Here is a 7,305-nt window from a genome sequence, read left to right on the forward strand (position 1 = left end):
CCCCCTTGTGCTATGCACTGCGTGGTCTCACCGAGGCCTTTCCTCCCACAGGAGTCTCCGTGTATTTCCTTCGCTGGGATAGATTTATTGGACAAAAGGCAATTCTTTAATTTGAGAATTCATACTAGCGTAGGCAGAATACGTAGACTCCTGTGGGAAAAGCACGTGTCTGAAGACTCCGAAGCAGTGGTTTTCTGCTTCGGAGGCTGAAGCCGTGCCCACGGAAAGCGAAGTATTCTGCCGAAGCGGTATTTTACGTTGCAACTTTATTTGGGTATTTGCAAAGGAAATTAACCTAAGTTGCTGCGCAGTTATGTATTTTGTGCAAAGGAATGCTTTATTTTACTGTTGCTCCTAATGTATTTTTAAAATGTTCAAGTGCCCATTCATGTCCTGCTGGATTGAAGCTGGCAACAGCATCTTTATGCACAACGATATCAAACCCTTTATTATAAGCATCTACTGCTGTATGTAACACACAAATATCTGTACAAACACCTACTAAGTGGACCTCTTTTATATCTCTTTCTCTAAGTTTTAACTCTAAGTTCGTTCCGGTAAAAGCACTGTACCGAGTTTTCTCAAAGTAGAATACATTTTTATTTTGTTTATGTTCCTCATAAAGCTCTTTGAGTCCTCCATATAACTCCATTCCGCTTGTACCTACAATATTATGAGCGGGGAATAGTTTGGACTCTGGATGGAGATCGTCTCCTTCTTCATGAGCGTCAATTCCAAAAGTTACAAAATCACCAGCATCTAGAAACTCTTTAGTAATAGCAACAATTTTTTCCTCAATTGCCTGCCCGGGAATACCGCATGTTAACTTGCCATCCTCTGCTACAAAATCATATGTATAATCAACATTAATTAAAGCACGCTTCACTATTATTTCCCCCATTTATTTAAAATTTTATAAAACACTCTCTTTTTGTACAATAATTGAGTGTGCCTCTCCATATTTACGTTCAGCTGCATGGTATGTCGGTCCAACTTGATCAGTATACGTAAAGCTATGTTCAATTGCAGTAGTAATAAAGCTTTTTGCAAAAAGAACTGCGTCATGGATTGATTTTCCTTTAGCTAAGTAAGCCGTAATCGCTGCGGAATAAGTACATCCTGCTCCACTTGTATTTACCGTATTAATTCGCGGTGCTTCAAAAGTTGTTAAAGTAGTTCCTTCATATAGAACATCAACAGCAGGACCTTCCAAACGTCCTCCCTTAACTAATACATAATCTGGTCCTAATTCATGAAGATCAATTGCCGCTTTTTTTAAATCATCGACACTGCTTAATTTTCGTCCTTCAAGTAAAATTGAAGCCTCTGCCATATTTGGTGTAATAACTGTAGATAATGGAACTAACTTTTTTTTCAATGCATCTATTGCATCGTCTTTTAAAAGCTTAGAATCTAATTTCCCTACCATTACTGGGTCGACAACAATATGATTAATAGCTATTGTTGAAAGAAGTTCAGCAGTTTTTTCGATTACCTCTTTAGAGAACAACATCCCTGTTTTAATAGCATCGAAACCTACTTGTTTATTTGCAGTAGCAAATTGGGCTTCAATCGCTTCAATCGTTTGCGGGTGCACGTTTTTGTTTGTTACTGGATGACGTCCAACAATCGCAGTAACGACACTCATTCCGTATACATCCAATTCCTGAAATGTTTTTAAATCTGCCTGAATTCCCGCACTTCCTCCAGCCGCTGAACCTGCGATTGTTAATACTCGTGATGGCTTGTTCATGATAAAATCCCTTCTTTGTAGATTGACTAAAGTATGGTATGTTACGTAGTATATCTTTAAGAGGATGTTCAAAAAGTCCGGTAAAAATGACACTGCGAATTTCTTTGTTGGCTTGCTTCTCCGCTGCTCATGTATCTGAATGCATACATTCCGCTGCTCGAAGCTTCGCCGCCTCGAACTTCTTGATCCTTTTTATCCTCCTACTTTGAACACACATTTTAACTGAAAATTTATACTTTTTAACAATTATATCATACAGAAATCGTTGTTTCCAAAATAATATTGACGGAGGGCTCGGATTTGAAACGTTTCAGCCTATTACTTTTCATCTTCATCATTAGTTTTCTCACTGCATGTTCGTTAAAAAATAATGATAATACTGCCGTAACAATCGACAGTGCAAATTTATCCGCTTTTGAACAAAATTTGCTTGATTTAATTGGCGAATATACGAGTGTAGTTGAATTACAGATAAACGATAACGATGCGGAAATCATTGAAGTATCAATCGATCAGTATAAAAATGGAGAAAAGCAGGAAGAAGTCATGTTATTTACTTCTTATCTTGATGACACCGATTTATCAAAGCCGATTCGTGTGCTTATTTCCAAGCGAACGAATCATAAGGACATAGAATGGCTGGCTTCTATCATTTCAGATGAGGGGACAGCGAGTATGGAATCGAAAACACCACTTGAAAAGGAGTATACGGGTTCTGCTTTTGGAATGGCCAATATGCCTACTTCCATTCATTTGGGTGAGAAAAAAGTAATTGGAACGGTCGCCTTAACAGATAGTGATTCTGTCCATATTCGTTCAGACATTGAAAGTGACGAAGATTTAAAAGAAGCAACGGATTATGAGGAAGTATTTATTATCAATTTAACGGTAAAATAACGGATTTACTTTTTAATCAATAGTGGTTTTGTATGAAAACAAACCTATTTTCAAGATAGATGGTGGCTCGCTAAAGGAGTGCCATGCTGGTTTCCTATCTGCCAAAAAAGATCCTTGTTTTATATTGCATAGAGTTGTTATCTTTGTGGGAAAATAACTTTACTATCTATTGCTAAGGATGATATACATGGGTAAACAAACTGTTCAAGAACGTTACAATCAAGATCAGGCAATGAAAGGTACAGTAAAACCAAAAAGTAAAGCAAATAAAGAATCGCAAACAGAGCAAAACAAAGAGCTTTTACACATTTTTAATGCCACAAAACAATCACTTCAAGAGGCACAACAAGCAGTACGGCAGGCTCAAGGGGCTAACCCCGTCCAGCCACAACTTCGCATTGCCGATGACAGGCTGACAAATGCCATTCAATTGATGCAACAAGTACAAATACTAACACCAGATTTGGTTCTTGGTGTTTCAATAGCGGAACAGCAACAACTCAAACAGTTAGATTATCAGATAGAAAAAGCAAGTAAAACGTTACAAATGATCCAACAATCCATCGTTCCAAATTAATGTATCATTTCTTTAATATTTTATAAATCTGTTTTATATCTTGAATGGTCGACCATAAATAGACCATTCTTTTTCCTTGATACCGTTGGTCACTAGTTGATTCTTTTATTATAAAATTTATCCCCCACTTATTAAAGGCCGAGTGCCTTTACATAATGGAAGTGAGGGTCTTTTTCTAAAAACGTTAAAAGTGAATCACTGTGATATACGAGATATTCACAAAGTTCATTTGCACGGATTACCAAATCTTCTTCCAAACAGCTTATACTAAAATCTCGCCGATTTGCTGTCCCTTTACGGTAAATTGCACAGTTGCTCCTTTTTAAAAATAGCAGATCCTTGCTTTAAAAATGGTTGCTAGTACCCTTCTCCTCACCTATTCAATAATTTATCCATTTACATTCTTCATTTGTATCATTTCTTTTACAGTCTGTTTGATTTCCTCATATCCTGTGCAACGGCATATATTTGAATCAAGCCATTCATCAATTGTAGCATCATCGGCATTTGGCTTTGTCTCGATTAATGCATAACAATTTAAAATATATCCAGGAGTACAATAGCCACATTGGATCGCCCAATTTTTTATAAATCTTTCTTGAATCGTTGTATCTGTTAAACCTTCAATTGTCGTTATATTTTGATTTTTATTCTCGACTGTTAATGTATGGCAAGAGTTTAATGGCATTCCATCTATTAAAACAGTGCATGCACCGCAATCTCCGTTGTTACAAGCCGGTTTTGCTCCCATTAGTCCAAGCTGATGACGTAACGTATGAATAAGTGTCTCTGAATTTCTTACATATACTTCTTTTTCTATTCCATTTACGGTTAATCTTACAACTTGCTTTGTCATTTAGAGACACCTTCCATTTGCTCGATAATTTTCGTTAATGCTCTTTCTAATACAAATTTTCGATATTGTTGAGATGCGTGCATATCATCCAAGATAGTTCCCGGTAATAGTTTCATAATCTTTTTAATCCGCTTTTCTGGAGCCTTGGAGGGATTATTTAATTCTTCATCAATTTCCTTTACATGGAATGGAAACTCGCACAGTCCACTAAATGCAACCCGCATTTCATCATTTATGTGCACGGAAGCACTTGTTAGGATTGGATAATTTACACGTGATTGTTTCGTTTTCTTTTCAGTAAAAAATGGTTGATTTACTTTACTGGCATCCGTAATAATTTGGACAATACATTCTTCATCCCGCAAATTAATTTTATTTGTAAAAACGTCAGCAATATTCCTTGTTTCCAAACCGTTTTCCGTTGCAACTTTCAATTTACTTTCAGCAAGTAAGAAAGGCAGGATCCCCTCTTTATATGGTAAGGAACTCATTAAATTTCCACCAATTGTTATTTTATTCCGTGCTGTTTTTGTCGCAATTCCCCGAACAACACTGGAAAGAAGCGGGAAAGCATTTGATTCTGTGATCTCTGTTAAAGTAGCAGCAGCCCCAATGACAACTTCCGTTTTGGTTACTTTAAGCAATTGACATTCTGGAATCCCCTTAATATCGATAATGACATCTGGATTAACTTCATTCATCCTAGCTCGGCTAATAATTTCCGTGCCCCCGGAATAATACATCACTTTTTTCTTTTGTAACTTGAATTGTTTAAATTGGTTAACAGCATCTTCCCACGTAGTTGGTTTTCTATATTCGAAATCAAAATTTATCATTGTTCTACTCCTTGCACCGTTTCCCAAATATATTCTGGTGTAAGTGGGAGTTGATTTAATTGGACTTGACTTGCGGTTGATAAACTGTTTGCAAGAGCACCGGCCATACCGATTACCCCATATTCACCAATCCCCCTTGCACCGTACGGCCCATCAATAAGAGGAGTTTCAATGAAGTCCACTACATATTCTGGCGCCTCACTTGCTCGTAATAAATCATAACTTCTAAATTGCGGGTTTAATACTCTCCCTTTTTCATTAAACATAAACGTCTCTCTACTTGCCCAACTAAGTCCTAAATACATACCTCCACGCATTTGTCCAATCGCTGAGCCAGGATTGATTACTTTTCCTGCGTCCAACACAGTCACTGCTTTTATTATTTTGTACGTATGCTCAACTGGATCATATTCAACTTCAACGGCTTGGGCTCCAACCGTCCATTGCGGACCAGGTTTTCCGTAGCCTGTTTCCGGATCAAGAGGCGTCAAATGTCGAACAACATGAGAACCTGCGCCAACGACAAGACCGCCTACAGAATTACCATCGGGATACTTATATCCTACGGCAACATCTTTAATGTTGATATAAAACTCTGGACTATCACGGATATATACTTTTCCATTACCAACCTCTACGTCTGCCGGTAAGCATTTTAACGCTACCGCACCGATTTGTTTTAGTTGATAAATTGCATCCTCTGCTGCAGCCATCACTGCTCGACCAGCTAAATAAGTCGTACTACTTGCAACGGTTTTCCATTGATGGGGATCATATTTCGTATTTACTTCAATCGTTACATGAATTTTTTTCATATCCATTTGCAACTTTTCCGCTAAAATTTGCGCCAAAACAGTCTTTGTCCCTTGACCATGTTCAACTGCCGCACAATTTAAATTGACACTGCCATCGATATTAAATACTAACACGGCCCCTGCTGTTGCGTTCGGGGGTGTGCTTGATGTCTTCCAAAAACTACTTACTCCTTTTGTTCGAACTTTTCCATCCTTTGTAATCGAGCTGACACCTTCTGACCAATTAACTAACTCTTTCAACCTTCTTAGACAGGAAGAAACATCGCCAAGATTACTTGCATTAAGATGAGTTTGTGTTGGCGTGGTATCACCTGGTTTAATAGCATTCATTAATCGAAGTTCAATTGGATCAATATTCAATTTTTCCGCCAAGAGATCCATTGCCCTTTCCATAACAAACGTTAATTCCGGATGACCAAATCCACGAAATGACGTCGCATAAGGCATATTTGTATAGACACAGTGTGAATCACAGTACACGTTGTCAATTTTATAAGGGCCTGTACAATCTACAGCCCCGGCTTTGCTCATCCCAGCCCCCATATCGGAATAACCACCCGTATTAAAATAAAACTCATAATGAGCTGCTTTTAACTTACCATCTTTTGTTGCACCAAGCTTTATAGCAGCTTCTAACCCTAGGTGAACTGGTGATGAGATAAGATCTTCCTCTCGTGTGTTTACAAGACTTACCATCTTTCCACCGACCGCTAGGGAAGCTAGGTAGACGATAAACTCTAATTGTACACACCCTTTACCTCCAAATGCTCCTCCAACTAAAGGTGTTTCTACAGATATTTTTCCGGCATCAAGATTAAAAAATTCACTAAGCAACTTTTGGACATAGAAAGGTCCTTGGGTAGACGAGTAAATTTTCACCTCGCCATTTTCCAATATTTCTGCTCTAGCAACTCTAGTTTCAAGTGCTGCGTGATCAGCTGGTGAAAATGAAAAACTAGCCTCTATCGTCACATCACTTTCTTTCCAACCTGATTCCATATTCCCTTTACGAATCTTAGTTAAATTTGCGATATTTGTGTTTGGAATTGCGTGAACTCCTTCCACCATCACTGTATAGTCCCTCATATTTTCATGAATTAATGGAGCGCCCTCTTCGGCCGCTTCACGAGGAGACTTTAGTACTGGGAGCGGTTCATATTCCACTTCAATAAGCGCTGCCGCCTGTTTCGCTTGATGTTCGTGATCTGCAACAACGACTGCGATTGGCTCCCCATAATACCGTACTTTTTGATACGCAATAGGAGGTCGATCGGCAACTAATGGACCAACTGGATACGGAAAATCCTCTCCCGTTATAATGGCATGAACTCCGGGAACTTTTAACGCTTTGTCAATTTTCACCTTGTTTAACTTTGCATGTGCATGGGTACTAATATGTAGTGCTGCATGTAAAGTTCCTAATTTCACTTCATCATTTGTATATCTCGCCTTACCAAAAGCTTTATCTTTTAGGTCAATTCGCGGAATATCTTTTCCAACATATGTATAATTTTTGATACTCATTTTGCCCCATCCTCGTTTTAATAATTTATCACCATTAATTTGTTCAG

At 38.2% G+C, this 7,305-nt stretch carries 7 protein-coding genes; 2 read left to right on the plus strand and 5 right to left on the minus strand.

Annotated features, from left to right (window positions below):
* Positions 1-337: 337 nt before the first annotated feature.
* Complete coding sequence (locus tag ACPYKA_RS15845) at positions 338-886, minus strand: cysteine hydrolase family protein (protein WP_479543189.1); 549 nt, start codon at positions 884-886, stop codon at positions 338-340.
* Positions 887-913: 27 nt separating this feature from the next.
* The gene (gene thiD / locus ACPYKA_RS15850; protein WP_479543190.1) at positions 914-1,753 is read right to left on the minus strand and encodes a bifunctional hydroxymethylpyrimidine kinase/phosphomethylpyrimidine kinase; all 840 of its coding nucleotides are present in this window, start codon (positions 1,751-1,753) and stop codon (positions 914-916) included.
* 300 nt (positions 1,754-2,053) lie between these two features.
* Between thiD and ACPYKA_RS15855 the strand changes: the two genes are divergently transcribed.
* Positions 2,054-2,650, plus strand: coding sequence for a hypothetical protein (locus ACPYKA_RS15855; protein ID WP_479543191.1), 597 nt, complete (start codon positions 2,054-2,056; stop codon positions 2,648-2,650).
* 187 nt (positions 2,651-2,837) lie between these two features.
* Entirely contained in the window at positions 2,838-3,227 is a 390-nt protein-coding gene (locus ACPYKA_RS15860; RefSeq protein WP_479543192.1) for a hypothetical protein, read from the plus strand.
* 388 nt (positions 3,228-3,615) lie between these two features.
* Here the strand turns inward: ACPYKA_RS15860 and ACPYKA_RS15865 are convergent, their stop codons facing one another.
* The 3 genes from ACPYKA_RS15865 to ACPYKA_RS15875 are packed head-to-tail and all read right to left on the minus strand — an operon-like array spanning position 3,616 to position 7,258.
* Positions 3,616-4,083, minus strand: coding sequence for a (2Fe-2S)-binding protein (locus ACPYKA_RS15865; protein ID WP_479543193.1), 468 nt, complete (start codon positions 4,081-4,083; stop codon positions 3,616-3,618).
* Entirely contained in the window at positions 4,080-4,919 is an 840-nt protein-coding gene (locus ACPYKA_RS15870) for an FAD binding domain-containing protein (RefSeq protein WP_479543194.1), read from the minus strand. The genes ACPYKA_RS15865 and ACPYKA_RS15870 overlap by 4 nt, the downstream gene beginning before the upstream one ends.
* Complete coding sequence (locus ACPYKA_RS15875; RefSeq protein WP_479543198.1) at positions 4,916-7,258, minus strand: xanthine dehydrogenase family protein molybdopterin-binding subunit; 2,343 nt, start codon at positions 7,256-7,258, stop codon at positions 4,916-4,918. The genes ACPYKA_RS15870 and ACPYKA_RS15875 overlap by 4 nt, the downstream gene beginning before the upstream one ends.
* Positions 7,259-7,305: the final 47 nt, after the last annotated feature.

Origin of the sequence: Pseudogracilibacillus amylolyticus (SeqCode) (assembly GCF_051918545.1) — a bacterium.
Taxonomy (GTDB): domain Bacteria; phylum Bacillota; class Bacilli; order Bacillales; family Amphibacillaceae; genus Pseudogracilibacillus.